A 24144-nucleotide genomic window follows, 5' to 3' on the forward strand; every position below is an offset into this window, starting at 1 on the left:
AGGAGCGAGACCATGACCACCGCCACCGCCGACACCCCGTCGGTCTCCGAGTCCGAACTGCTGCGTTCGGCCAGGACGCGGCTGCGCCGCCGCCGGCTGCTCGTGCTGCTCGCCCAGGTCGCCCTGGTGGCGGTGGTGCTGGGCGGCTGGCAGCTCGGCGCGGACCAGGGCTGGCTGGACACCTTCACCTACGGTTCGCCGTCCGGGGTGTGGGAGCAGCTGCACACCTGGTTCACCGAGGGCACCGCGCTCGGCTCGATCTGGTCGAACATCGGCGTGACCATGCAGGAGACCGTGCTCGGCTTCCTGATCGGCACCGCCGCGGGCGTGGTCTGCGGCGTGGCGCTCGGCCGGGTGCACCTGCTGGCGGAGGTGGCGGCGCCGTTCATCAAGGCCGCCAACTCGATCCCGCGGATCGTGCTCGGCTCGATGTTCATCATCTGGTTCGGCCTCGGCCCGAGCGGCAAGGTCGCGCTGGCCGTGGTGCTGGTCTTCTTCTCGGTCTTCTTCAACGCCTTCCAGGGCACCCGCGAGGTGGACCGCAACCTGATCGCCAACGCCCGGATCCTGGGCGCCTCGCAGTGGCAGGTGACCCGCCAGGTGGTGCTGCCCTCCGCGATGACCTGGATCATCGCCTCGCTGCACGCCGCGTTCGGCTTCGCACTGATCGGCGCGATCGTCGGCGAGATGCTCGGCGCCCAGGCGGGCCTGGGCCAGCTGATCGCCACCGCCCAGGGCAACTTCAACGCCGACGGCGTGTACGCCGGAACGCTGGTGATCGCCGTGCTGGCGCTGCTCGCCGAATTCCTGGTGACCCGGTTCGAGAAGCGGGTGCTGCGCTGGCGCCCCACCCAGCTCTCCGCCGACTCCGCACTCTGACCCCCCGTCATTCCCCCACCCCGCACCACCCCCGTAGGACTCCCCCACCCCCACCCGAAGGAGCCAGCAATGAAGCTGGGCAGAACCGTCCTCGCCGTCTCCGCCTGCGCCGTCCTGTCGTTCTCGCTCACCGCCTGCGGCGGTGGCGGCGCGAAGAAGGCCGCCACCAACGCGGCGGGCGAGGCCACCGTGAAGATCATGGTCGGCGGCCTGGACAAGCAGATCTACCTCCCGATCAAGCTGACCGAGCAGCTCGGCTACTTCAAGGCCCAGGGCCTCAACGTGGAACTGTCCAACGAGCCCGCCGGCGTCGGCGCGGAGGACGCCATGCTGGCCGGGCAGGTGGACGCGGTCGGCGGCTTCTACGACCACAACATCGACCTGCAGTCCAAGGGCAAGGAGACCGTCTCGGTCGTGCAGCTGCTGCAGGCGCCGGGCGAGGTGGAGATGCTCCGCACCGACCTCGCGGACAGCGTCAAGTCGCCCGCCGACTTCAAGGGCCGCAAGCTCGGCGTCACCGGCCTGGGCTCCTCCACCAACTTCCTCACCCAGTACCTGGCGGAGAAGAACGGACTGAAGCCGGGCGAGACCACCTCGGTCGCCGTCGGCGCGGGCTCGACCTTCGTCGCGGCCATGCAGAACAAGCAGATCGACGCCGGCATGACCACCGAGCCGACCATCTCGATGCTGCAGCAGAAGGGCCTGGCCCAGCCGCTGATCGACATGCGCACCGTCGAGGGCGCCAAGGCCGCGCTCGGCGGCACCTACCCGGCGTCCTGCATCTACCTCACCGCCGACTACGTGAAGAAGAACCCCGAGGTGGTGCAGAAGCTGGTCAACGCCTTCGTCCAGACGCTGAAGTGGATCAACACGCACAGCGCGGCGGAGATCACCGACAAGATGCCCGCCGACTACTACTCCGCGGTCGGCAAGGACGTGTACACCAAGGCCCTGGAGAACGAGAAGGGCATCTACTCGCCGGACGGCCTGATGCCCGCCGACGGCCCGCAGACGGTGCTCGGTGTGCTGTCCGCCTTCGACCCGACGGTCAAGGGCCACACCGTGGACGTCAGCAGGACCTTCACCAACGAGTACGTCCAGAAGGCGAAGTGACGCACCGGAGCCCCGCACGCCAGGTGCGGGGCTCCGGCCTGTTCCCGACGCGCCGTCAGGCCGCGCCCGCGCCGGTCAGCGAGCGGACCTCCAGCTCCGCGTAGCCGTCCTCGTCCGCGTCCTCCCGGTCCAGGACGGTGCCCAGCCAGCCGGCCAGGAAGCCCAGAGGGATGGAGACCAGGCCGGGGTTCTCCAGCGGGAACCAGTGGAAGTCCAGGCCGGGGAAGACCGCGTTCCGGCCACCGGAGACCACCGGCGAGAACAGCACCAGCACCACCGCCGGGACCAGCCCGCCGTAGACCGCCCAGACCGCGCCGCGGGTGGTGAAACGGCGCCAGAACAGGCTGTACAGCAGGGTCGGCAGGTTGGCCGAGGCGGCCACCGCGAAGGCCAGGCCGACCAGGAAGGCCACGTTCAGCTTCTGCGCGAACAGGCTGAGCACCACCGCGAGCGCGCCGATCACCACCGCGGAGACCCGGGCCGCGATCACCTCCTCGCGCTCGGAGACCTGCCGCTCGGAGGGCTTGCGCCAGGCCCGCGCGTACAGGTCGTGGGCGAAGGCGGCCGAGGAGGCCAGCGTCAGCCCGGCCACCACGGCGAGGATGGTGGCGAAGGCGATCGCCGAGATCACCGCGAAGAGCAGCACGCCCGCGGTCGAGTCCGCACCGCCGCCGAGGTCCAGCGCGAGCAGCGGAACCGCCGTGTTGCCGGCCGGGTTGGCCGCCTTGACCGCCTTCGCGCCGACCAGCGCGCCGGCCCCCAGGCCCAGCACGATCGCCATCAGGTAGAAGCAGCCGATCAGGCCGATCGCCCACATCGTGGAGCGCCGGGCGGCCCGCGCGGTGGGCACCGTGTAGAACCGGCTGAGGATGTGCGGCAGGCCCGCGGTGCCCAGCACCAGCGCCAGGCCCAGGCTGACGAAGTCCAGCCGGCTGGTGGTGCTCGCCCCGTACTTCAGACCGGGCTCCAGGTACTTCCGGCCGACCCCGCTGTGCTGCGCGGCGGCGTTCATCAGCGCGCCCACGTCGCCGTGGAAGCGGGCCAGCACCAGCACCGTCAGCAGCACCGAACCCGCCACCAGCAGGAAGGCCTTGACGATCTGGATCCAGGTGGTGGCGCGCATCCCGCCGACCGTCACGTAGACGATCATCAGGCCGCCGACCGCGACGATGGTCCAGCCCTTGGCGGCCCCGCTGTCGGTGCCCAGCAGCAGGGCGACCAGACTGCCCGCGCCGACCATCTGCGCGATCAGGTACATCAGCGTGACCACCATGGACGCCAGTCCCACCGCCGCGCGCACCGGGCGCTGCCGCATCCGCAGCGCCAGCACGTCCGCCAGGGTGTACCGGCCGGCGTTGCGGACCAGTTCGGAGACCAGCATCAGCACCACCAGCCAGGCGACCAGGAAGCCGATGCTGTAGAGCACGCCGTCGTAGCCGTACAGCGCGATCAGTCCGGTGACGCCGAGGAAGGACGCGGCCGACAGGTAGTCGCCGGAGAGGGCGAATCCGTTCTGCAGCGGCGAGAAGTCGCGGCCGCCGGCGTAGAAGTCCTCGGCGGCGTGGCCGCGGCGGCCGACCCAGATCGTGATGGTCAGGGTGACCGCCACGACGACGGCGAAGAGCGCCACCGCGAGGCCGTGGTGAGGGTGCGCGTTCACCGCAGCTGGTCCTGGGTGTCCCAGCGCAGTTCCAGCGCGGCCCGGTCGCGCTTCGTCCGGGCGTTGCGGGCGTAGAGCCAGGTGAGCAGGAACGTGGAGACGAACTGCCCCAGACCCAGCAGCCAGGCCACGTTCATCGGTCCGGCGACCTGTCGGCGCATCAGCTCCGGCGCGAACGCCTGGGCCACCACGAACAGCAGGTACCAGCTCAGGAACCCGGCGCTGGCCGGGAACACGAACGAGCGGTAGCCCTGCCGGATGTCCTGGAACGCGTCACTGCGCTGGACGCTCCGGTACACCTCGCGCCCGGGCCGCTCCACCGGCACCGCCGGCTCCGCGGTGCGGCGTTGAGCGGCCACCCGCGGTCGGGTGGCCGCAACGGCCCACCAGTCGAATCTCTCCTGCTGTGCCACTGACCAGACTCCATCATTTCGGTCACTCCGACCGAACCATGATGGAGCGTCACAAACCGCACCACGAAATCCACACACATACGTTCACTCGAACCAGCTATGGATCCGTCAATTCACGAACCGTCGGAAATCCCGTGCCGGAACGCGTAGGCCACGGCCTGCGCGCGATCACGCACCGCGGTTTTGGCGAACAGGTTGTTGATGTGCGTTTTCACCGTCGCGGGACTGACGAAGAGCCGTTCGGCGATCTCCGCGTTGGACAGCCCGGCCGCGATCAACGCCAGTACCTCCGCCTCCCGCTGGGTCAGACCGTCCGGCAGCGCCGGACGTCCGACCGGCTTCGGCGGCGCCGCCTCGCCGGACGCGGCCGCGGCGGCCGGGGAGCCCGAAAGCCGTTCCAGCAGCCGCCGTTGGACCTGCGGGGACAGCCCGGCCGCACCGGAGCGGACGTCCGCCACCGCGCGGGCGATCTCGTCCGCGCCGGCGTCCTTGGTGAGGAATCCCCGCGCCCCGGCCTGCAGCGCGGAGAACAGCGAGTCGTCGTCGGCGTAGGTGGTGAGCACCACCACCTCGGTGCCGGGGTGCTCCGCGCGGATCCGGCGGGTCGCCTCCACCCCGTCGCAGCGCGGCATCCGCAGGTCCATCAGCACCACGTCCGGGGCCCGTTCGGCGACCAGCGCGACCGCCTCCTCGCCGTCCGCGGCCGAGCCGACCACCTCGATCCCCGGCAGCAGGCCGAGCAGCATCACGATGCCCTCCCGCACCACGGTCTGGTCGTCGGCGACCACCACCCGGATCCGATCCGCCGTCATGCCGGCACCCGCAGCAGCACGCGCCACCCTCCCTCCTCGGGGCCCGCCAGCAGTTCGCCGCCGAGCAGTTCCGCGCGTTCGCGCATCCCGAGCAGACCGTACCCGCTGCCGCTGTCCGCGAGCGCGGGATCCCCGCCGCGCGGGGCACCGGAGTTGCGCACCTCCAGCTCCACCGCGCCTTCCCGGTAGGCGAGTCGGAGCGCGACCCGGCCGCCGGGGGCGTGCTTGCGGACGTTGGTCAGCGCCTCCTGCGCGGTGCGCCGCACCGCCAGCCCGGCCTCGGCCGGCAGCGGCCGGGGCACCCCGAGGACGGCCAGCTCGGCACCCGACTCCGCGGCCAGCTGGGCCACGAACTCGGCCACCGGGGCGAGTTCGCCGCGCAGCGCGGACAGCGCCTGCCGGGTCTCGGCCAGCCCGTCCTGCGCCATCCGCCGCGCCGCCACCACCCGTTCGCGGACCTCCGCCCGGTCCGCGCCGGCGTCCAGCATCAGCCGGGCCGCCTCCAGGTGCACCAGCTGCGCGGAGAGGCTGTGCGCCAGCACGTCGTGGATCTCCCGGGCGATCCGGGCCCGTTCGGCCAGCGCCGCGGACTCCGCCTGCGCGGCCTGCGCGGCCCGCTCCTGCGCCAGCAGCGCGCGCTGCACCGAGCGGGCCTGGCCGTCCAGCCGCAGCAGGTAGCCGAGCAGCCCGAGCCCGCCGGCCACCGCCAGCACCACCAGCATCGAGTCGCCCGAACCGAGGCCGTAACAGGCCAGCGCCCCGCCGGCGACGGCCAGCCCGGCGGCCAGCGGCAGCCGGATCACCGCCAGCACCGCCAGGCCGCACCAGATGATCCCGGCCAGGGTGTGCGCCCCGCCCTCGGAGGCCAGCCCGGCGACCACCAGCAGCCCGGCCGAGCAGCCGAGCACCGTCCACAGCCGGCGGTGGCGGCAGGCCAGGTGCCAGCCGACGGCCAGCCCGACCGCGGCGAGGATCCAGCCGAGCGGCGGCAGCACCCGCCAGCCGGTGAACCGGTGCTCGGAGAAGGTCCCGAGGACCACCGCGACCAGCGCCGCGGTCCGCCCGCCGACCGCCAGCAGCATCCGGGCCCGGGAGAACCGCTCCCGGATCGGGACGTCCGCCGCGGGCCATCGGGTCCAACGCTCCAAGCTGCTCACTCGGCTGATCCTCTCTCAACTGCGGTCGCCGCCGGCCCCGTGACGGGACCGGCGGCGCGGTGGATCCGACGCTCCGTCAGGCGGCCAGCGTGTGCTTGCCGTCCAGCCGCCCGGCGCGCCAGGACACCACCACGGACCGGACCAGCAGCAGCCCGGCCAGCGAGAGCATCAGCACGCTGGTGGACTGGTGGACGTGGAGCGCGGTGCCCAGGCCGTACCAGCCGATCCGGATCACGATCGCACCCACCCAGGCGAACACCGTGGCAGTGCTGCCCTGCGTCCACAGCGCACCGTCCCGGTCGCGCCAGATCCGCATGGTCCAGCCCCAGGCGCAGCCCATCGCCAGGGTGGTCGCCAGCGAGCCGCCCACGATCAGGGCAGCGGCGGTGCGGTGGTCGGGGTCGATCAGCACCGGGTCGCGCAGCGCGACGGCGGCCAGGATCAGCGGCAGCAGCCAGAACCGGCGCTCGGTGTCCAGCCGGCGGGCCCGCAGCTGCCGGCCCACCACCAGGACGATCACGGCGACGGCGATCAGCACGTTGGACAGGGCGGTCATCTGAGCCTCCAGGACGGGGTTTCCTCGACGCCTCCAAAACTACGGAGCGCACGCCTCCCGATCCTCGGAGCGAGGGTTGATCCGCACGACGAAGGGCTCTCCACCCGTGGGTGGAGAGCCCTTCGTCGTGCGGCCTTCGTCAGGCGTCGATCCGGGACCGGTCCAGGGTGGCCGCCGAGTCGACGATGAACTCCCGGCGCGGTGCCACGTCGTTGCCCATCAGCAGGTCGAAGGTCTTCTCCGCGGACTCCAGGTCGCCCAGGTTGATCCGGCGCAGGATCCGGAACCGCGGGTCCATGGTGGTCTCCGCCAGCTGGTCGGCGTCCATCTCACCGAGGCCCTTGTAGCGCTGGATCGGGTCCTTCCAGCGCAGCCCCTTGCCCTGGAACTCCAGCAGCGTGCGCCGCAGTTCGGAGTCCGAGTAGGTGTAGTGGTACTTCTCCTGCCCGCGCTTGGGGTTGGTCAGCTCGATCCGGTGCAGCGGCGGCACCGCGGCGAACACCCGGCCCTGCTCGACCATCGGCCGCATGTAGCGGTGGAACAGCGTCAGCAGCAGGGTCCGGATGTGCGAGCCGTCGACGTCGGCGTCGGCCATGAAGATGACCTTGCCGTAGCGCGCCTGGTCGATGTCGAAGGTCCGGCCGGAGCCCGCTCCTATCACCTGGATGATCGACGCGCACTCGGCGTTCTTGAGCATGTCGCTCACCGAGGCCTTCTGCACGTTCAGGATCTTGCCGCGGATCGGCAGCAGCGCCTGGAACTCGGAGTTGCGGGCCAGCTTGGCGGTGCCGAGCGCCGAGTCGCCCTCGACGATGAAGAGTTCGCTGCGGTCGACGTCGTCGCTGCGGCAGTCGGCCAGCTTGGCCGGCAGCGAACTGGTCTCCAGCGCGGTCTTCCGGCGCTGCGCCTCCTTGTGCTGCCGGGCGGCGACCCGGGTCCGGGCGGCCGCGACCACCTTCTCCAGCACCGCGCGGGCCTGCAGCTTCTCGTCCTTCTTGGCGGAGGTCAGGAAGTTCTTCAACTCCCGCGCCAGCACGGCCGCGACGATCCGGTTGGCGGCCGAGGTGCCGAGCACCTCCTTGGTCTGCCCCTCGAACTGCGGCTCGGCGAGCCGGACGGTGACCACCGCGGTCAGGCCCTCCAGCGCGTCGTCCTTGGTGACGTCGTCCTCGGCGACCCGCAGCAGCTTGGCCGACCGCAGCGTCTCGTTGACGGTCTTGGCGAGCTGCCGCTCGAAACCGGTGACGTGGGTGCCGCCCTTGGGCGTGGCGATGATGTTGACGAAGGAGCGCAGCGTGGTGTCGTAACCGGCGCCCCAGCGCATCGCGATGTCCACCCCGAGTTCGCGGGTGACCTCGGTGGGGGTCATGTGCCCGAGCTCGTCGAGCACCGGCACGGTCTCCTTGAAGGTGCCCTCGCCGCGCAGCCGCAGCACGTCGCAGACCGGCTTGTCCGGGGCGAGGAACTCGCAGAACTCGCTGATGCCGCCGTCGAAGCGGAAGGTGTCCTCCTGGACCTGCTCACTCTCGGTGAGGCGCTCGTCACGGACCACGATGGTCAGGCCGGGCACCAGGAAGGCGGTCTGCCGGGCCCGGCTGTGCAGCGACTCCAGCGAGAGCCGGGCGTCCTTCAGGAAGATCTGCCGGTCCGCCCAGTACCGGATCCGGGTGCCGGTCTTCCCGCGCGCGGCCTTGCCCTTCTTGGTCAGCCCGCTGCCGGCCTCGAACGGCGCGTCCGGGCTGAGTTCGGTGAAGATGCCGGGGGTACCGCGCCGGAAGCTGATCGCGTGCGTGGTCCCGCCGCGGTCCACCTCGACGTCCAGCCGCGCGGACAGCGCGTTCACCACCGAGGCGCCGACGCCGTGCAGACCGCCGGAGGCCGCGTACGAGCCGCCGCCGAACTTGCCGCCCGCGTGCAGCTTGGTCATCACCACCTCGACGCCGGACAGCCCGGTCTTCGGCTCCACGTCCACCGGGATGCCGCGCCCGTTGTCCCGGACCTCCACCGAACCGTCCGGGTACAGCTGCACCTCGATCCGGTCGCAGTGCCCGCCGAGCGCCTCGTCCACCGCGTTGTCGATGATCTCCCAGAGGCAGTGCATCAGGCCGCGACTGTCCGTCGAACCGATGTACATGCCCGGGCGCTTCCGGACCGCCTCCAGCCCCTCCAGGACGAGCAGATGCCGCGCGGTGTAGTCGGAACCGCCCTCGCCGGTCACCAGAGAGGACGGCACGGTCTTTTCTCCACTCACGCTCTGCACTCCTCCATGACGTTGACGGACACCCCCGCATGCTCTCAGCAACTGAGACCGAGGCTGCCGAGGTCCGCGCGCTTTGTACGCGCTGCGCGAACACGACCGGCGCCGCGGACGCGAGCCACAGCCTGCCATCTCCTGCCGACACCACGGGTCCTGGCGGATCGCGGCCGCCGGGCAGGGCGGCGGAGCTGCTGTGATGCGGGCAAACGGGGTTCGGGACGGGGCTTATGCTCCAACCCAGCGGAGGATTATGCTACGCGGACCTCGCACCCCGGCCCGATCGGGCGTTCGAGGTGAGGGACGGCTCATGGGAATCGGTACGCATGAACCACCGTTGCCCGGGGCACGTCCTCATCAACACACACAGAAGAATCCTCAAAGAGAAAAGCCACGAGCGGGAACGAATTCGACCTGGTTGGATGTTGATCCTGGTACACAGCTCGTCGAGCTAGAGAAGAGGCGACGTGACTACTGTTCTGACCCCTGCGAGCCCGCTGACCGCGGCTGACCGCTGCGACCGTTGCGGCGCCCAGGCCTACCTGCGCGTCGTCCTTTCCAGCGGCGGAGAACTGCTCTTCTGCGCCCACCACGGGCGCAAGTTCGAGCCCGAGCTCAAGAAGATCGCCGTGGAGATACACGACGAGAGCAACCGCCTCTCCGGTACGTCGGCCGTCGCCGAGGACGGCGAGCGCTGACCAACCCGCTCGTCCGCCGAGCTGCCTGACGGCCGGGCGACCCTCCCCTCGGGGCGGGTCGCCCGGCCGTGGCATTTCTCACCGCGGGCTCACAACACCGAGTGCACCGCCTCCGCCACCGCGGAGATCCGGGTGTACACCCCGGGATGGCCGGCCTCCGCGCAGCCCGCACCCCACGACACCAGCCCGGCCAACCGGCCGGCCACCACCAGCGGACCGCCGCTGTCGCCCTGGCACGCGTCCCGGCCGCCCTGTTCCTCGCCCGCGCAGACCATGGTCCGCGCGTCGTAGGCGCTGTCCGAACCGCCCGGGTACGCGTGCCCGCACGCGCCGTCCGCGATGATCGGCACCGTCACCTGGCGCAGGCTGTTCGCGTAACTGCCGTTGCCCCGGGTGTCGCCCCAGCCGAACACCGTCGCCGGGGTGCCCGCCGCGTACGGCTCGCTCTCCCCCGGGCCGACCAGCTCCAGCGTCGGCCGCCCGTCCAACGGCTCGGCCAAGGTGAGCACCGCCACGTCCCGGGTGTTGGCGGTGAAGCTGTACCCCGGGTCGATCCACACCCCGCGCACCACGACCTCCCGGCCCGCGGTGCCGCGCAGGTCGTCCCGCCCGACGATCGCCCGCAGCCCGGGACGCTCGGTGGGGCGGGCCGTCGACTCGTCGTAGAAGCAGTGCGCCGCGGTGACCACCTTGGTCGGGGTGACCAGCGCCCCGCCGCAGAACTGCCCGGACCGCGCCGAGCCGAACTGCTGCCGGCTGGAGAGCGCCACCATCCACGGGTGATCACCGGTGCTCGCGTTTGAACCGCCGACGATCCGGCGCTGCGCGGCGGCCGGCGCCGCGGCGCCCAGGGCGAGCAGCGGGCACGGCAGGGCGGCCAGGGCGACGAGCGCGACCGCGCGGCGGCGCAGCCGGGGCGCGAACGTGTCCAGGATGGGCACCGGATCTCCAGGGGTTCGACGTGCTGGTCAGGTGTGCCGGCGGTGCGACAACCGGCCCAGCGTAGTCAGCCGCTCACCCCGCGTGCCTGATCTCCGGCACCCCGCCACCCCAACGAGCGACTCCCGCACACGCGAACGGGCCCCTCCGCCGTCGGCGAAGGGGCCCGTCCGGGTGACGAGAGGTCAGTCCAGGTAGTCGCGCAGCACCTGGGACCGCGACGGGTGGCGCAGCTTCGACATGGTCTTGGACTCGATCTGGCGGATGCGCTCACGCGTCACGCCGTAGACCTTGCCGATCTCGTCCAGGGTCTTCGGCTGACCGTCCGTCAGGCCGAAGCGCATCGAGACCACGCCGGCCTCGCGCTCGGAGAGGGTGTCCAGCACCGAGTGCAGCTGCTCCTGGAGCAGCGTGAAGGAGACCGCGTCGGCCGGGACGACCGCCTCGGAGTCCTCGATCAGGTCACCGAACTCGCTGTCGCCGTCCTCGCCGAGCGGGGTGTGCAGCGAGATCGGCTCGCGGCCGTACTTCTGGACCTCGATGACCTTCTCGGGGGTCATGTCGAGTTCCTTGGCCAGCTCCTCCGGGGTGGGCTCGCGGCCCAGGTCCTGGAGCATCTGGCGCTGCACGCGTGCGAGCTTGTTGATGACCTCGACCATGTGCACCGGGATGCGGATGGTGCGGGCCTGGTCGGCCATGGCGCGGGTGATCGCCTGCCGGATCCACCAGGTCGCGTAGGTCGAGAACTTGTAGCCCTTGGTGTAGTCGAACTTCTCGACCGCACGGATCAGACCCAGGTTGCCCTCCTGGATCAGGTCCAGGAAGAGCATGCCGCGGCCGGTGTAGCGCTTGGCCAGCGAGACCACCAGGCGGAGGTTGGCCTCCAGCAGGTGGTTCTTGGCGCGGCGGCCGTCCTCGGCGATGATCTCCAGCTCGCGCTTGAGCTTGGGGGCGAGCTTGTCGGCCTGGCTCAGCTTGTCCTCGGCGAACAGGCCGGCCTCGATCCGCTTCGCGAGCTCGACCTCCTGCTCGGCGTTGAGCAGCGGGACCTTGCCGATCTGCTTCAGGTAGTCCTTGACCGGGTCGGCGGTGGCGCCGGCGACCGCGACCTGCTGAGCCGGGGCGTCGTCCTCGTCGTCGTCGGAGAGCACGAAGCCCTGGTCCGAGTCCTCCTCGGGCTCGCCCTCCTTGACGTCACCGGGGAGCGCCACGTCCTCGAGGAGCTCCTCCTCGGAGACCTCCTCCTCGCCGGCCTTGCCGCCCGGCTTGGCGGCGGTCGCGGCGGTCTTCTTCGCGGCGACGGCCTTCTTGGCGGGAGCGGCGGCCTTCTTGGCCACCGCCTTCTTGGCGGGGGCGGCCTTCTTGGCGACCGCCGCCTTCGCCTCGGTGATCTCGATGGTCTCCACGACCGTCACCTCGGCGGTGGTCACCGCGGCCGCGACCACCGGGGCCGGGGTCGCCGCGGGGGCGATCCGCACCGGGGGCTTGGTCTGGGCGACCGGCGTACGCGTGGTGACCGCCTTGGTCGCGGTGCGCTTGGTGGTGCTCTTGGCCGCGACGCTCTTGCGCTTGGCGCCGGCCGGTTCGGCCGCGCTGACCATCAGCTCCACCCCCTCCTCAATCAGCACCTGGTTGAGGCTGCGCATGACGTTCTTCCACTTGGTGACCGGGATCTGGTCCGCCTCGAACGCGTGGCGCACGTCGTCACCGGCGATCTGCCCCTGGGCCTTGCCCCGCTCGATGAGCGCCAGCAGTGCCGCGGACTCGGCAATCTCGGGGGGAAGCGAACGGGATGTGCTGGCCGACACGAACAACCTCTCGGACGATGAGTGGACACGAACCCGGACCCGACCACCCGAGGAACCGGGTGAATGGACGGGGACTGGGTCTGCAGGACGGCAGCAGCGCCGCAGACCAACACAGCATTGTGGCATGTGGTGGTATTCCGGAGCTGCTTCCGCTCCGTACACATCGCTGCCGCCCCTCAAGTGTTACGCATGCCCGTCGTGGCGCCCGTCACACCGCCCGGAGAGGCCGGGGCAGCTGCCCCGAGCGGCCTATCCCCTCCCGGTGTCGGTGCGCCGATGGCCCCCCGGCTGCGGGTGACGGCAGCTGAAGGGCCATATCCATCGGACCGGCGTTCGTGCGGGGCGCGGGCGGGTCAGTGCTCGCGGGGGGCCGGGACCGCGTGCTCGATGTCCGGGTGGACGGTGAGCAGCGCGCGGACCGCCGCCTCGGCGGCGGTGCCGTCCCCGGTGCCGAGGGCGTCCACCAGCCGGGCGTGCAGGCTGACCGCCGACTCCGACGGGCGCTCGCAGGTGGCGCCGGAGCCGCCGGAGACCTGCAGCGCGCCGGTGACGATCCCCGACAGGTGCTCCAGCATCCGGTTCCCGGCCATCTGCAGCACGAGGCCGTGCAGCTCGGCGTCCGCCCGCGCGTAGCTGACCAGGTCACCCTGGCTGCCCGCGTGGCCCATGATCTCGGTCAGCTCGACCAGGCGGTGCTGGACGTCCTCCCGGCCGTGGCCCGCGGCCAGCCGGGCGGCCAGCGGCTCGATCGCCCAGCGCAGTTCGAAGAGTTCACGGCGCTGCTCGTCGCGCTGCGGGCCGAAGGCGCGCCACTCGATGATGTCGGGGTCCAGCAGGTTCCAGTCGCTCACCGGGCGGACCCGGGTGCCGACGTTCGGCCGGGCCGAGACCAGGCCCTTCGCCTCCAGCACCCGCAGCGACTCGCGCACCACGGTGCGGGAGACCTCGAAGCGCTGGCCGATCTCCTCCGGCACCAGCGGGCGGTCGGCGCCCAGGTCACCGGAGACGATCATCTGGCCGAGCTGCTGAACCAGCTGGCCGTGCAGGCCGCGGCCGCGGCTGCTGGTGGTCTTCCGACCGACCCGGGAGAGCTCGCTCTCCGCCCCCTCCCAGCGGGGGGCCGGCGGTGCCGGGCGATCGGCGTACGGGAAACGGTCCAGCTCGGAGGCGGAGATCGACTCGGCCTGGCGAGCGGCGGTCACGGTGGGGTGCGCAAGGGTACTCACGCCTCCTTTGTCGGCGATCGGCGGAGCCGCCTTGAGGATTCTCCTGAAAAGCACACGAAAGGGTGATCGGCCGTGTCTGGATAATTGACTTCTTATCAGCCAGAAATGCGCATAACGGTCACAGCGGACGCAGCCCTCTGCTCATCACCGCTCATCGCTACCGGTTTTTCCGCCCCATCCGTCTCATCCAGCTCATTGGTCACAACTGTCACATCGTCACCAGGGGACTTTGACCGGGGTGAGGTCGCCGGTGTGCCAGGGGCTTTGCCGAGGCAGGGAGCGGGCGGTGGAGCGGCTGAGGAGGGAGCGAGCGGCGGGACGGCCGGGGTGGGGCTCTCGGGGGGACCGGGGTCAGAGTGAGCGGCGGCGGAGTTGGGTCAGAGTGAGCGGCGGCGGAGTTGGGCGAGGACGGCGGCCAGCACCAGCAGCACGGCCGGGACGAGCACCGCGGCGATCACCACCCCGTCCAGCGCGGCGGCCGCCCGGCCCGCGGTGCCGCGGACCCAGTTCAGACCGTACTGAAAGGGCATCAACTCACGGCCCCAGAGCGGCCAGTCGCGTCCCGCCCGGTGCAGCACCAGCCCGGCGGTGGGCTCCAGGGCGGCGGGCAGCGCGCAGGTCAGCAGGAAGCCCGCCGTCGCGCTGCGGACCAGTGAGGTCGCCAGCAGGCCGACCCAACCGCTCACCACCACCAGCCCCAGGAACCCCAGCAGCGGACGGCCGATCCCACCGCGCTCCAGCGCCGCGGACAGCCCCGCCGGGTCGAGCAACGGGGCCGCCGACACCCCCGCGGGCAGCGCGAGCCGCACCACCAGCGCGTCCACCACCAGCGTGACCACCGCAAGCAAAGCGGACATCACGCCCACCACCGCCGCCTTCGCCGCGAGCGCGCGCAACCGCCGACCGAACGTCACCCGCGAGGCGGCCAGGCCCGGCCAGCGCAGCTCATGGCCGTAGCAGAGCGCGCCGAGGGCGGCCGAGGCGAGCGCCGCGACCGGCAGCGGCAGTACCGGCACCACCGCCGCCACGCTGCGCAGAGCCTGACTGATCGTCAATTCCTCTGCCGGTGCCTGCCGGGCCAGCACGGCCGCCACCGCCGCGTCCACCAGCAGCGCCGCGACGAGCAGCACCCAGGTCGAGCGCACTCCGCGCAGCCGCCGCACCTCACACGCCATCACGCGCACGGTCTTCACTCGCTCTCGTTCGGGTGGCCGGCACCGAGGGCGCGCAGCCGGGAGGCACCGTGGTCGCCCGCCCCGCGTTCGGCGGCGGCAGGCGCCGGGGGCGCGGGGACATTCGCGGGCTGCGGCACCGACGCCTGCGGGGCGGGTACGCCCGGCGTTGCCGCCAGCAGTTCGGCGTCGGTGGGGGTGGTGGCGAGGTGCTCGGCGTCGAGCGCGGTGGGCGCGGCGGGCGCGGGTGTGGGGACGGCCGGGGCGTTGGCAGTTGGGGCGGTGGCGGTTGGGGCCAGCGCGGCGGCGGCCCAGCGGCCGGCCTGCAGGCCACGGTGATCGAGCGGGCGGTGGGGCGGCTCGGACGTCTTCGGCCGGTGCTCGTCGTTGTGGCTACGGTCGTTGCGGTCGGGCTCGCCGTAGTGGTCGGGGTCGGGGGTGGTCGGGCGGGCGACGCCGGCGGGGCGGGGCTGGGCGGTGACCGGGCGCAGGTCCGGGGCCGTTGATCGGGCGGCGTCGTCCGGCTCCTGACGGGTCGTACGGATCCGCACCTGGCCGGAGCGGCCGGAGCCGGCGGGGAGCGTGGCCGGGTAGGAGACCGGGCGCTCCACCACCTTGTCGGCCAGTTCGTGCAGCAGGATGCCGTTGCGGTAGGCGAGTTCGCCGATCTCGGTCCGGCCGATGCCGCTGACCGCGAGACCTGCGCCGCCGTCCCGCCTGACCTGGGCGCCCTGGCCGGTCAGCAGGTCCGCGAGCCGGGACATCTGCGGGCCGCGGACCGCGACTTCGGGGTGCAACCGCGTGCGGCGGAACTCCACCACGGGCTGGTCCGCCGCCAACCGGCCCTGATCGAGGGTGACCACCCGGTCGGCGAGCGTGGCGGCCTCCTGCGGGAACCGGGTGGTCAGCAGGACGGTGCCGCCGGCCACCGCGAAGGACCGCAGGAAGGCGTGGAACCACTCCTCGTTCCGTGGTGACAGGCCCTCGGTCGGGGCGTCCAGCAGTAGCGCGGAAGGCGTGCCGAGCAGGGCGGCGGCCAGTGCCAGGCGGCGGTGCATGCCCGGTGAGAAGGTGCCGATCCGGTGGTCGGCGACTGCCGCCAGCCGGGTCTGCTCCAGCAGTTCGTCAGCCCGCTTCGCCGGGACTCCGGCGGTACCGGCCAGCATCCGCAGGTGCGCACGGGCGCGCAGCCCCGGGTGCCCGGCCTCCGGACGCCCCGACGGCAGCAGCAGTCCGACCTCCCGCTCCGGCCGACGGATCCGCCGGTAGGTGCGGCCGTCGAACAGCGTGATCCCGTGACCGCGCTCCAGTTCCACCATCAGCCTCAGCGCGGTGCTCTTGCCCGCGCCCTCGTCGCCGAGCAACGCCGTGACCATGCCCGGCCGAGCGTCGAACGTCAGGTCGAGTACCGCAGGAGGGCGCGCCCGTCGGTAGACCTTGGTCAGTCCGGTGATCTGGATCATCGTCGCCCGCTCCCTCGACCGCTCGCAGACCGGAGGATGTCCGCCGTTCCTGAGCCAGCACAGTAGGGTGCGGAGCCGACGAAACCGGGCATTCCGGATGGGTCGTGGGCGGTGTTAGCGCCGACCTCACCCGAACAGGGGACACCACCACCGGGTCCCTGGCGCGAATCTCACGGACCGTCACCAGCCGTCCGCCGCAGCGCAGTCGGGGGCGGTGGCGCAGCCCCGGGGCCCCAGGCCTTCGGTCAGGCCTCCGGTCGAGGTGCCGGTCAGGCCTCCGGGCGGAGCATCGGGGGGTTGAGGACTGTCGCGCCGCCGGCCGTGAAGAGCTGGGCCGGGCGGCCGCCCTGGCGGGTGGTGGTGCCGCCGGAGGGGAGGAGGAAGCCGGGGGTACCGGTGACCTTGCGGTGGAAGTTGCGGGGGTCCAGCACCACGCCCCAGACCGCCTCGTACACCCGGCGCAGCTCGCCGACGGTGAACTCGGGCGGGCAGAAGGCGGTCGCCAGCGAGGAGTACTCGATCTTCGACCTGGCGCGTTCCACGCCCTCCGCCAGGATCTGGCCGTGGTCGAACGCGAGCGGCATGCCGTCGACCGGGGCCTGGTTGAGCAGTTCGCCCACCGGGGCCCAGCGGGCACTGCTGGCGTCGCCGCCCGCACGCGGGGTCGGCAGGTCGGGGGCGAGCACCAGGTAGGCCACGCTCACCACGCGCATCCGGGGATCACGCTGGGGGTGGCCGTACGTGGCCAGCTGTTCCAGGTGCGCACCCGCCGGGGTCTGGCCGGCCACCGGCTGGCCGGGAGCCGACTGCGCGCGCAGCCCGGTCTCCTCCGCCAGCTCACGGGACGCCGCCTCCGCCAGGCCCTCGTCCGGGCGCACGAACCCGCCCGGCAACGCCCAGTACCCCTTGAACGGGGCCTCGCCGCGCTTCACCAGCAACGCGCACAGCGCGTGCTCGCGCACCGTCAGCACGACCAGGTCAACCGTGACTGCGAACGGGGGGAAGGCTGACGGGTCATAACGCGACATGGCGCTGATCTTAGTCGTCTCTCTGACGATAATCACAGACCACGGCCTTGCGGGCCCACCGGACGCGATTCCCGCACGCGGGATGCGGGGCGCGAGGGAGCGAGAGGGGGCGAGAGGGGGCGGGCGCGAGGGGCAGGCGCGCGGCGACGCGCGGACGCGAGGGGCGGCGGACGGACACGGGGGTCGGCGGGCCCCGGGGCGGGCGGACACTGGAACGGGCGGATGCCGGAACGGACGGATGGCTGGGGTCGGCGGACACTGGGACGGGTGTGGGCCGCCGCGCAGTCGGACCCTGGCGTGGGGCGGCGACGGCCGGAGGGTGGCGGGTGGTCGGGCCGCAGGGTGGCGCGGCGCCCGGCCCGGGCGGCTAGCGTGCGGCGAGTTGCAGTGCCGGTGCCGCCTCCTCCACGACCGCGACGCCGATCCGGCTGACCCGGACCGAGAAGGGTTCGCCTGCGACTCGGAGGCCGGTGAGTTGGAGTTCGCCGAGTGGGGCGGTGCTCGCCGGGCGGGTCACCACCCGACCTGACGGGACGTCAGGCCGGACGCCTGCCAGCGAGAGGACCAGGTGCACCGCGGCGGCTGCGGAGACCGCGGCCGGGCGGCACGCGGCCGGGTGGGGCACCGGCGGGCAGTCGGCGACCTTCTGCTCGCCGGCGTACATCTCGGGCAGGCGGCCGTCGAAGTGCGCGGACGCCTCCAGGAGGCCCTCCAGCAGTATCTCGGCCTCGCGCTCGAAACCGGCGTCGACCAGGCCGCTCACCGCGAGGGCCGTCTCCTGCACCCGCACCGAACCGCTGCGATGCCCGAGCGGGTTGAACCGCGGCGACTTGGCGCTGAGCGTGCGCAGGCCCCAGCCGCAGTCGAGCTCCGGGGTGACCAGGCGCTGGGCGAGCAGCCGGGCCTGTTCGCGGTCGAGCAGGCCCTCGTGCATCTTGCCCTCGGCGGCCAGGCCGACGTCGAAGAGGTGCACCAGGGTGGAGGCGAGCGCCGGCACCGGCCGGTCCTGCGCCAGCAGGGCCGCGGCCGGGCGGCCACCGGACAGGTCGTCGATCCAGAACTCCTCGCGGAACCGGTCCCGGAGGTCCGCCGCCCAGCTGCGCCACTCCGCCGCACCGGGCCGGTCGAACGCCTCGAGCAGGTCCGCACCCTGCAGTGCCGCGCGGTGCGCCTGGGCCTGTACCTCGCACCTGGCCACGCCCGGACGCCCGGCCCGTTCCTCGGCGGGGCGACCGAAGTCGGTGACGAAGCCCACCGGTCCGTCCGGTCCCTCCACCACGCCGGCCTTCAGCGCGCCGAGCGCGCGCTCAGCGGCGGGCAGCAGCTCGGCCACCTCGGCACGCGGCAGGCCCCAACGCCACGCCTCGGCCAGCACGGTGACGAACAGCAAGGTCGCCTCGGTGGCGGTGCAGGTCGCCGGGAGCTCCGGACCGCCATGCCGCAGCGGTCCGGGGATCACCCCGTCCATCGTCTGACCGCTCGGCGCGGCGGCGGGTGCGGGAGCCGGTACCGAAGCCGGCGTGGCGGCGGGACCGTCGCCGTTCGGGTTCGCGGCAGCCGGAACTGACACCCCGTTGGCCGGATCGCCCGGTTGAGGCGCTGAGGGACCGGCCCCGTCGCCGGAGAGCGGCGGCACCTCGCCGACGGGCGGCGTCGGGCGGGAGACCGCCGGACGGGTGGAGGGGGCGGGGGCGAGGTGTTGGCGGCGGGCCGCCGCGCGGAGGGTGCCGGCGGCGAGGCGGGTGCCCAGCGGCAGGGCCATCCGGGCTGCCCAGAGTGCGTCGGCGGCGGTGAGACCGAACCGCCAGGGCGCGCCCGAGGCGGTGTAGAGGTCGGTGGGCCGGTCGGCGTCGGCGAGCAGCAGGCCGCCGAGCGAGTCCAGCGCACGGTTGACCAGCCGCGCGGCGCGGCGGTCGTCGGCGCGGACCTCGGGCTCGGACCAGGGCAGCGGAACGCCCGGGCCCCGCCCCGTCGGCGGGCGGCCGGTCGAGGGCGGGGTCTCCAGTTCGGCACGCAGCTCTACGGACCAGCGGGCGCCCGGCTGGATCTCCAGGTCCCAGCGGAGCACACCGGCTCCGGCAAGCACCGCGTGCGGCGAGGGGCGGGCGCTCACGCTGGCCGCCCGGCCGTGGCCGGCCCAACGGAGTCCGGCCGACTGCACCTGACCCGGCAGGTCGGCGGAGCGGCGGCCCGCCGCGATGTCGGTGAGCAGGCCGAGGTCGGTGCCGACCGCGATCTCCAGCGGCAGCCGGGCCGGGCGGGCGCCGGTGTTGCGGACCGTCACCGTCTCCGCGCCGTCGGCGTGCCGGAGCCGTTCCACGGTCAGCGCCGGATCGGGGTCGAGGTCGCCGGGCACCCGCACCGCGCCGACGAAGCGGGCGGCGGCCGCAGAGGTCAGGGTGCCCTGCAGCGACAGTGGCTCCATACCGCCCAGTCTCAGCTCCATCCGGGCCACGGTGCGCACGCCGTGCCGGAAGAAGCCGTGCAGCCCCTGCCCGCGCAGCTGACCGTCCGGACCGGAGACCGCCATGCCCGGCGCGTTCACGCACATCACGTCGTGCGCGGCGGAGGGCTGCGGACGGGGCGGCGTCGGCTGCGCCGCCGGTCGGGCCGGGCCGGCACCGAGCGAGGCGCCTCCGGCCGGACCAACGCCTGCGCCGCCAAACGGAGCTGACGCGTGGTCGGGGCGGGGCGCGCCCGGGCCGCCGCGCGCGGCTCCGGGTCCGGGGCGGGTGGCCCCGGGCGGCACGGTGGTGCCGTACGGCGGCGTGGTGCCGGTGGGAGCACCGGGCGGGTACGCCGCGCCACTGCCGGGTGTCCCGTACGGCGGGGTGGCGCCCGGCGGGTAGCCCGGACCGCCGGAGGGCGTGCCGTACGGCGGGGTGCCGTACGGTGACGGTCCGCCAGGGCCACCAGAGCCGCCAGGGCCGTGGGGTCCACCGGTCGGCGTGCCGTAGGGCGGGGTGCCGGGGGTGCCGTAGGGCGCGCCTCCGTGGCCGGGGGTGGGGGGAACCGTGGGGGCGGTGCCCGGCGTCCGGTAGGTGGGAGCGGGTTCTGACGGTGCGCCGGGTGGGGCGGCCGAGTACGGGTTCGGAGGCGTGGCAGGGCGGGGCGGCACAGCGGAGGCCTGCGCGCCGGTGAACGCGTCGGCGTCGCCGGCGGGCGAGTTGGTGGGCGGCAGCGGATGGGACGCTGCGTGGGGTGGCCTTGGGTCGGTCACCGGGCTCTCCTCCCCTCGGTCGGCCGGCGACTGGGGGCTCGGCCGACCGTGAGCGTGCTCGATAGCGGTCAGTGCTGCTCTGCCGCCAGGACACGCGGCTCCGACGCGGATGGGCCCGGACCGCCGGTGTTCCGCCCGGACCGGGGTGGTGTCCCGGCCTGGACGCCAGTGCCGCCCGAGGTCCGGCCGCGCCGGGTCGAACGACGCGTGGCCGGTTCCCGACACGGTCGGCCGGGCCGTGTTCAGCCCGGCGGTGTCGGTACAGGTAGCGGCGCTCCGCAGGTTGAACGCACCACACCTGCCCCAGGTCACGCCTGTCCGGCGGGCCTCCGGTCGGATGCGGCCGCGCGCCGACGGTCGATCGGCGGTCTGCGGCCGACACTCGCGGTGCCCGCTGTGTCGTGGTGCCGATCGGGGTACTCCACACGTGGCGGACGCCCCCCGGCGGCTCCTGTCCGCCGTCAGGATACGGTGCGGGGACGGCGACGACCGCACCGGTGACCCCGGCGGTCGGTGTCGCGTCCCACCTGTGACCAGCTCGCACCAAGGAGTTGCATGTCCACCCGCAACCGCCTGCCCGGAATCGTCACCACCGACCACCAGTTCCGGGTCCCGCTGGATCACGGCGCGCCGGACGGCGAGCACATCAAGGTCTACGCCCGCGAGGTGGTGGCCGCCGGTCGCGAGCACGACGAGCTGCCGTGGCTGGTCTACCTGCAGGGCGGCCCGGGCGGCAAGGCCAACCGGCCGCTGGGACGCGATGGTTGGCTGACCCGGGCGCTCGACGACTACCGGGTGCTGCTGCTGGACCAGCGCGGCACCGGCCGCTCCACCCCGGCCACCCGGCAGACCCTGGCCCGCCGCGGCGACGCCCGGCAGCAGGCCGCGTACCTGGCGCACTTCCGGGCCGACTCGATCGTCCGGGACGCCGAGCTGATCCGCCGTCAGCTGCTCGGTGCCGAGGGCACCTGGAGCCTGCTCGGTCAGAGCTTCGGCGGCTTCTGCACCCTGACCTACCTCTCGCTGGCCCCGGAGGGACTGCGAGAGGCGTTCGTCACCGGTGGCCTGGCCGGGCTGCGCCGCTCGGCGGACGAGGTCTACCGCGCCGCCTACCCGCGGGTCGCCCGCAAGAACGCCGGGCACTACGCCCGCTTCCCCGAGGACGTGGCGACGGTACGGCGAATCGCCGCGCACCTCGCCGAACGGCCCGCGACGCTGCCGGACGGCGGGACGCTGACCGTCCGCGCCTTCCAGGCGCTCGGCCTGATGCTGGGCAGCGGCAGCGGCTCCTACGCGCTGCACTACCTGCTGGAGGAGGCGTGGGTGGATGGCCCGGACGGCCCCGAGCTCTCGGACACCTTCCTGGCCGGCGCGCAGGCGCAGCTCTCCTTCGCGCAGGGCCCGCTCTACGCCGTGCTGCACGAGTCGATCTACGGTCAGCGCTCGGTGGACGCCGGTGCCACCGACTGGTCGGCGGAGCGGGTGCGCAAGGAGTTCCCGGAGTTCGACGCCGAGGCGGCGCTCACCGCGGACCGCCCGGTGCTTTTCACCGGCGAGATGATCTACCCCTGGATGTTCGAGAGCGACCCGGCGCTGCGCCCGCTGCGCGAGACCGCGCAGCTGCTCGCCGAGCGCACCGACTGGCCCGACCTGTACGACCTGGAGCGCCTTGCGGCGAACCGGGTGCCCGTGTACGCGGCGGTGTACCACGACGACATGTACGTGGACACGGCGCACTCGTTGGAGACCGCGGACGCGGTGGCCCGGGTGCGGACGTGGGTCACCAACGAGTGGGAGCACGACGGGGTCCGGGTGAGCAACGGCCAGGTGCTCGACCGGCTGATCCGGATGGCGCGCGGCGAGGTCTAGCCGCTCCCCGCACGGCCGGGTGTCGAGGCTACGCACAGTCAACCTCCGTTGCGGTGGTGTCGGTTGGCCCCCGCGCGGGGGCTGCGGTGCCTGGCCTGCTCGACCAGGTGCGTGCGCGGGCGCAGCCTGCGCACGGGTGAACGAGCCGCGACGCCTCCCGGCGGGCACGGCCTCGCCGGATCCGACGGATCGGGTACGGCAGGTGCGGGCGTTTCGGGCGCAGCCGGTGCGGGCGTGTCAGGCACAGCCGGTGCGGGCGTGTCAGGCACAGCGGGTTCGGGTGCGTCAGGCACAGCGGGTTCGGGTGCGTCGGGACCCGCAGGCTCTGGCACGTCGGGCACGGCAGCGGCGGACGTATGGGGCACGGCAGGTGCAGCCACCGCGGGTCCAGCCGGGTCGGTCGGTACCGCAGGCCGGTCAGGCCGGTCAGGCCGGTCGGATCGGTCCGGTCGGTCAGGCCGGTCCGGTCGGTCAGGCCGGTCGGATCGGTCCAGTGCGTCGTCGCCATCCGGAGTCGCGGGTCCGGTCTCGCCGTCCGTGCCCGGCGGGTGGTGGGGGACGGGCAGGTGGCGCAGGCGGGCGGCTCGTTCGCGGCGGACGATGCGGTGCAGGGCCTCCGGGGCGAGGCCGGAGTTCAGGGATTCGTAGAGGAGTTGGGCCAGGGTGTAGTCCGGTTCCAGTTCCAGGGCGCGGGCGAGCACGACCCGCGCGGTGGCGAGGTCTCCGGCCAGCCAGGACGTCCAGGCCAGCAGGGTCATCGGCGGGGCGGCCAGGTGCTCGAAGGGGTCGACGCAGCGCTGGATGAGGAACCGCCACAGCCGCTGGGCGACGGCGAGTTCGTTGGGTTCGGCGTACTCGGCGGCGCGGTCCCGACCGAGCTTGTCCTGGAAGCCGACCAGCAGCCGGGCCGTCCGCCTGGTGTCGAGCTCGCGTGCTCCGGTGCGGAACTCGGCCATGGCGCTGGCCAGGAGCTCGGCGGTGCGCTCGACCGCGGCGTACCGGCCGCCCGGGCCGGCGAGTTCGCGGATGAACGGCGGTCCGGCGTCCTCCAGGGCGCGGCGCTGGACCTCGGCGAGCGGCGGGCCCACCGCGGCGAGGCCGGCCACGATCGCCTTGCGGCTGCCGCGCGGGGCGAGCCCCGCGTAGGTGGCCGCGACCGCGAGCGGGCTGGGTTGGTGCGCCGCGCGGACCGGAGTGCCGTCGGGGTGACAGCAGTCGACTCCGGTGCACAGGAAGGACCACCAGCGACCGCCGGAGACGCACAGCGACTCCTTGACGATCACCTGCTCGGCCTCGAAGGCCCGGGCGAGCGCGCCGGCCAGCGGACTGAGCGCCGTCAGCACGGCCCGGCCGCCCTCGGGCGCCGGGTCTCCCCCGGCGGGATCGCGGCACACGTACAGCAGGACTTGGGCAGGGCGCCGATCTCGCTGCTCGGAGAGCTCGATCAGCAGCCGGGCGGATTCGGTGGCAACGCGCTCCCAGTGCGCGGGGTCGTCCGGAATGTCGATCCGGATCACCCCGCCCTGGTCCAGCGCGGGGCCCTGCAGGCCCACCGCGACGATGCTGTCGTCGGGGAAGAAGCCCAACAGGTACGGGAGCATCTCGGCCATGTCGGCCGGGCCGCGCAGCCGGACCGGGAGGTGGCCGGGGAGCGGGGCGGGCGTGGTGGTGCGGTCGTCTGCGGTCATGGCCGGAAGCCTGGCCCCGGAAGCGATCCGCCGGCCGACATTTCCGCTTCCCTGTGGATAAACCGGGGGGTTCAGCATTTGCTCCCGCAAATGGCCCAATCCTCACCGGGATACCGCCTTCTCATGGTATTTCATCCGACCGACGTCGAGTTATCCACAGCCCGGCATTCGCGGTCTGTCCGCCGCGCG

18 protein-coding genes are annotated in these 24144 nt (G+C 73.1%); 4 read left to right on the forward strand and 14 right to left on the reverse strand.

Annotated features, from left to right (window positions below):
* Positions 1 to 12: 12 nt before the first annotated feature.
* Positions 13 to 879, forward strand: coding sequence for an ABC transporter permease (locus AB0K51_RS28820; protein ID WP_363460115.1), 867 nt, complete (start codon positions 13 to 15; stop codon positions 877 to 879).
* Positions 880 to 948: 69 nt separating this feature from the next.
* Entirely contained in the window at positions 949 to 1992 is a 1044-nt protein-coding gene (locus AB0K51_RS28825) for an ABC transporter substrate-binding protein (RefSeq protein WP_363460117.1), read from the forward strand.
* A 55-nt stretch (positions 1993 to 2047) separates the two neighbouring features.
* On the opposite strand, the gene AB0K51_RS28830 is transcribed toward AB0K51_RS28825, so the two are convergent.
* The 6 genes from AB0K51_RS28830 to AB0K51_RS28855 form a co-directional block, all read right to left on the reverse strand.
* Positions 2048 to 3652, reverse strand: coding sequence for a cation acetate symporter (locus AB0K51_RS28830; RefSeq protein WP_363460119.1), 1605 nt, complete (start codon positions 3650 to 3652; stop codon positions 2048 to 2050).
* Positions 3649 to 4011 carry a DUF485 domain-containing protein gene (locus tag AB0K51_RS28835; protein ID WP_363460121.1) on the reverse strand — a complete coding sequence of 121 codons (363 nt, stop codon included), beginning with the start codon at positions 4009 to 4011 and terminating at the stop codon, positions 3649 to 3651. The genes AB0K51_RS28830 and AB0K51_RS28835 overlap by 4 nt, the downstream gene beginning before the upstream one ends.
* Positions 4012 to 4178: 167 nt before the next feature.
* Positions 4179 to 4877 carry a response regulator transcription factor gene (locus tag AB0K51_RS28840; RefSeq protein WP_363460123.1) on the reverse strand — a complete coding sequence of 233 codons (699 nt, stop codon included), beginning with the start codon at positions 4875 to 4877 and terminating at the stop codon, positions 4179 to 4181.
* Positions 4874 to 6034, reverse strand: coding sequence for a histidine kinase (locus AB0K51_RS28845; RefSeq protein ID WP_363460125.1), 1161 nt, complete (start codon positions 6032 to 6034; stop codon positions 4874 to 4876). The genes AB0K51_RS28840 and AB0K51_RS28845 overlap by 4 nt, the downstream gene beginning before the upstream one ends.
* 76 nt (positions 6035 to 6110) lie before the next feature.
* Positions 6111 to 6590, reverse strand: coding sequence for a DUF1453 domain-containing protein (locus tag AB0K51_RS28850; RefSeq protein WP_363460127.1), 480 nt, complete (start codon positions 6588 to 6590; stop codon positions 6111 to 6113).
* Positions 6591 to 6729: 139 nt separating this feature from the next.
* Positions 6730 to 8841, reverse strand: a complete 2112-nt coding sequence (locus AB0K51_RS28855; RefSeq protein WP_363460129.1) for a DNA topoisomerase IV subunit B — start codon at positions 8839 to 8841, stop codon at positions 6730 to 6732.
* 470 nt (positions 8842 to 9311) lie between these two features.
* Between AB0K51_RS28855 and AB0K51_RS28860 the strand changes: the two genes are divergently transcribed.
* Complete coding sequence (locus AB0K51_RS28860; protein WP_363460131.1) at positions 9312 to 9542, forward strand: hypothetical protein; 231 nt, start codon at positions 9312 to 9314, stop codon at positions 9540 to 9542.
* Positions 9543 to 9631: 89 nt separating this feature from the next.
* Here AB0K51_RS28860 and AB0K51_RS28865 read toward each other — a convergent pair whose 3' ends face one another.
* The 7 genes from AB0K51_RS28865 to AB0K51_RS28895 form a co-directional block, all read right to left on the reverse strand.
* Positions 9632 to 10483 (reverse strand): serine protease, encoded by an 852-nt coding sequence (locus AB0K51_RS28865; RefSeq protein ID WP_363460132.1) that lies wholly within the window; start codon positions 10481 to 10483, stop codon positions 9632 to 9634.
* 183 nt (positions 10484 to 10666) lie between these two features.
* The gene (locus tag AB0K51_RS28870; RefSeq protein WP_363460134.1) at positions 10667 to 12295 is read right to left on the reverse strand and encodes an RNA polymerase sigma factor; all 1629 of its coding nucleotides are present in this window, start codon (positions 12293 to 12295) and stop codon (positions 10667 to 10669) included.
* A 347-nt stretch (positions 12296 to 12642) separates the two neighbouring features.
* Complete coding sequence (locus AB0K51_RS28875; RefSeq protein WP_363460136.1) at positions 12643 to 13569, reverse strand: FCD domain-containing protein; 927 nt, start codon at positions 13567 to 13569, stop codon at positions 12643 to 12645.
* Positions 13570 to 13892: 323 nt separating this feature from the next.
* Positions 13893 to 14708 (reverse strand): hypothetical protein, encoded by an 816-nt coding sequence (locus AB0K51_RS28880; RefSeq protein WP_363460138.1) that lies wholly within the window; start codon positions 14706 to 14708, stop codon positions 13893 to 13895.
* The gene (locus AB0K51_RS28885; RefSeq protein ID WP_363460140.1) at positions 14705 to 16150 is read right to left on the reverse strand and encodes an ABC transporter ATP-binding protein; all 1446 of its coding nucleotides are present in this window, start codon (positions 16148 to 16150) and stop codon (positions 14705 to 14707) included. Before AB0K51_RS28885 ends, AB0K51_RS28880 begins: the two co-directional genes overlap by 4 nt.
* Positions 16151 to 16419: 269 nt before the next feature.
* The gene (locus AB0K51_RS28890; RefSeq protein WP_363460142.1) at positions 16420 to 17178 is read right to left on the reverse strand and encodes an NUDIX domain-containing protein; all 759 of its coding nucleotides are present in this window, start codon (positions 17176 to 17178) and stop codon (positions 16420 to 16422) included.
* Positions 17179 to 17545: 367 nt separating this feature from the next.
* Positions 17546 to 19729, reverse strand: coding sequence for a glycogen debranching N-terminal domain-containing protein (locus tag AB0K51_RS28895; protein ID WP_363460144.1), 2184 nt, complete (start codon positions 19727 to 19729; stop codon positions 17546 to 17548).
* Positions 19730 to 20953: 1224 nt separating this feature from the next.
* Here AB0K51_RS28895 and AB0K51_RS28900 point away from each other — a divergent pair.
* Positions 20954 to 22267 carry an alpha/beta fold hydrolase gene (locus tag AB0K51_RS28900; RefSeq protein WP_363460146.1) on the forward strand — a complete coding sequence of 438 codons (1314 nt, stop codon included), beginning with the start codon at positions 20954 to 20956 and terminating at the stop codon, positions 22265 to 22267.
* A gap of 38 nt (positions 22268 to 22305) precedes the next feature.
* Here AB0K51_RS28900 and AB0K51_RS28905 read toward each other — a convergent pair whose 3' ends face one another.
* Positions 22306 to 23955, reverse strand: a complete 1650-nt coding sequence (locus AB0K51_RS28905; RefSeq protein WP_363460148.1) for a DUF4192 family protein — start codon at positions 23953 to 23955, stop codon at positions 22306 to 22308.
* Between the last annotated feature and the right edge of the window lie 189 nt (positions 23956 to 24144).

Source organism: Kitasatospora sp. NPDC049285, assembly GCF_040678815.1.
GTDB lineage: Bacteria > Actinomycetota > Actinomycetes > Streptomycetales > Streptomycetaceae > Kitasatospora.